General features: G+C 42.7%; 3 protein-coding genes. 2 read left to right on the forward strand and 1 reads right to left on the reverse strand.

What is annotated here, in order from left to right:
- Positions 1–165 precede the first annotated feature (165 nt).
- Together CAG68_RS03330 and CAG68_RS03335 are read left to right on the forward strand one after the other, a co-directional pair.
- Positions 166–1071, forward strand: a complete 906-nt coding sequence (locus CAG68_RS03330; RefSeq protein ID WP_005376369.1) for a LysR substrate-binding domain-containing protein — start codon at positions 166–168, stop codon at positions 1069–1071.
- A 227-nt stretch (positions 1072–1298) separates the two neighbouring features.
- Entirely contained in the window at positions 1299–1781 is a 483-nt protein-coding gene (locus tag CAG68_RS03335; protein ID WP_017634175.1) for a DUF1097 domain-containing protein, read from the forward strand.
- Positions 1782–1934: 153 nt separating this feature from the next.
- Here the strand turns inward: CAG68_RS03335 and CAG68_RS03340 are convergent.
- Positions 1935–2614 (reverse strand): TOPRIM nucleotidyl transferase/hydrolase domain-containing protein (locus CAG68_RS03340; RefSeq protein ID WP_161440792.1); only part of this gene is annotated, 680 nt, incomplete at its 5' end.

Consider the following 2614-nt stretch of genomic DNA (forward strand, 5'->3'; position numbering starts at 1 on the left):
CAGAATAGGGAGAGCGGTTAGTAAGGTAAAATTGATAATATTTAGAAACCTCATCAAATTAATTGATAACTTTACGGGGCTAGGTAAAATGAACTCTATTGCTTATTGGGGCATGCTTTAACAATTGTGGGAATTGGGAAATACCCACTAATAATGGAGGACACTTTGCGCTACTCACTTAAGCAATTAGCGGTTTTCGACGCAGTTGCAGATACCGGCAGTGTAAGCCAAGCCGCAGAAAAATTGGCTTTGACACAATCAGCGACGAGCATGTCGCTTGCGCAATTAGAGAAGATGCTTGGCAGGCCGTTGTTTGAGAGGCAAGGCAAGCAAATGGCGTTAACCCATTGGGGGATGTGGTTACGACCAAAAGCAAAACGCTTGCTACAAGATGCATTGCAGATTGAAATGGGCTTCTATGAGCAACATTTATTGAGTGGTGAGATTCGTATGGGAGCGAGTCAAACCCCAGCAGAGCACTTAGTTCCCGACCTTATCAGTATCATTGATAATGACTTTCCAGAAATGCGTATTTCTCTCGGTGTACAAAGTACAAAAGGGGTGATTGATGGGGTATTAGATTACAAGTATGACTTAGGGATTATTGAAGGGCGCTGTGATGATAACCGTTTACACCAAGAAGTATGGTGTCGTGATCATCTTACTGTTGTCGCAGCTTCTCATCATCCTTTTGCGCGTAATCAGTCTGTTAGCCTTGCGCAGTTAGAGCAAGCGAAGTGGGTACTAAGAGAGCATGGCTCTGGCACACGAAAAACATTTGATAGTTCTATTCACCACCTTATTGAAGATTTGGATGTGTGGCGCGAGTACGAACACGTTCCGGTGTTACGTAGTTTAGTTGCTAATGGTCAGTACCTTACTTGCTTACCGTATTTAGATGTAGAGCGATATATAGAAGCAGGTCACCTTGTGGCATTAAATGTACCTGAGTTAAAAATGGAAAGGACGCTTTCATTTATATGGCGTTCAGATATGGCAGAAAACCCATTAGTCGACTGCATTAAAAGAGAGGGGCTGCGAATGATGAAAGGGAAGCCTTCAGTTCTTTAAAGGTTGATTAAATATGCCTACGAGATGAGTTGGTTTATTCCCTAAATCTGTTGATTTATCGGTTGCGTCAAACTTTTAATGTAAATTGTGAAAATAATAATATCTTATTGTGATCAATATCACCGATAAGCTGAGCTGATGTATCTAACATGTGTCCTTGATTTCAATGTATGAAGGCAGTTATTGAACCATATAGGTACGATAATAGCCGAGTAGGTATGACTACCATGACGACACTTTTAGCTATTTCTATTACTACTGGAATTTTATCTGGCGTATGGGGTTGGATCGCCATCTCTTTAGGTTTGCTTTCTTGGGCTGGTTTTTTAGGTTGCACGAGCTACTTTGCAGCGCCAACGAGCGGATTGAAAGGACTAGGCATCAGCTTAATCACCAATATGACAGGCGTATTCTGGGCAATGGTAATTATTCACGGTTCCACTTACGTGGGGTTGGAAATTATTGGCTATGTGATTACCGCTATTGTGGCATTCTTCATGTGTATTCAAGCTAAACAGGCTTGGCTCGCGTACATCCCTGGTACTTTTATTGGTTCATGCGCAACATTTGCGGCTGACGGAAACTGGCAACTTGTCATTCCATCGTTGTTGCTAGGTGGTGTGTTTGGCTATCTAATGAAAGCGACAGGGCTATGGTTGCATACGAAATCAACCGCTACTTCTTCTTCGCTTGCTGAGCAAGCACAGTAGTGAACCCCCGATCTTATTGGTATCCACTGTGTATTGAGTTTTATCCCTCTCAATACTCTTAATCAAAATTAATGATGTTTGATACAAGCACACCAAATTGGTGTGCTTTTTTTGTATTACAAGACAATACGCTGAGTGTGAAATACGCCTAACTCATGTATTGCCGTTGGCCATGGTAACAACGCGTTTAAGTGTCCAGCGCAGAAGAACAGGAATACACTCCATGCCTTTCTCTTCACAATGAGAAACAATAGCCAAAGCTAAGTCCGGTTTTGCATGTTTTTTCAAAACACGATTTACGACTTTTTTAGCAGGGATAGGGTGGTCATGAGGAACTTTGATGATGTCCTTAAAGAAAAGTTCAAAACCATTGTTGTACAGAAAGTGCTCGATGTCTCGGTCGGGTAACTCCGTAAGTCGATGCCTTTCCTGATCATGGTCGAGCTGTGCTCGCACTGCATGCGCGTACTTTTTCCCTGCTGGGTCGCCATCGGTAACGACATGCCAATCAATACCAAACTCTTTTGCTACTTTGATGAGTGATTTTAGACCTGATTGAGCAAACTCAACGATTTGAACCCCTTCGGCAGCCAAGTCATACCCGCATTGACGAGCCAGTTCATGAAAAAGCCAAACTTCGGTTTCGCCCTCAACAAGTAACCAGCACCGTGCAAATAATGCTCCTGAACGATGAAAACGAATATGGAAACCAATTCGGCGCAACTCATCTCGACCAAACTTTGTTGAGTTTAAACTCTTAGCGATGGTTCTGTCTGATAGCCGAATTAAACGTCGAATTGAATACAGTGGAACAGAACCGAGTAACGTGCCAC

Source organism: Vibrio sp. V42_P2S4T144, from assembly GCF_009904715.1.
Lineage (GTDB): Bacteria > Pseudomonadota > Gammaproteobacteria > Enterobacterales > Vibrionaceae > Vibrio > Vibrio alginolyticus.

What these genes read in the sequence shown, in the direction of transcription:
- CAG68_RS03335 (WP_017634175.1), top strand. Translation starts at nt 1,299, where the DNA reads ATGACGACACTTTTAGCTATTTCTATTACTACTGGAATTTTATCTGGC.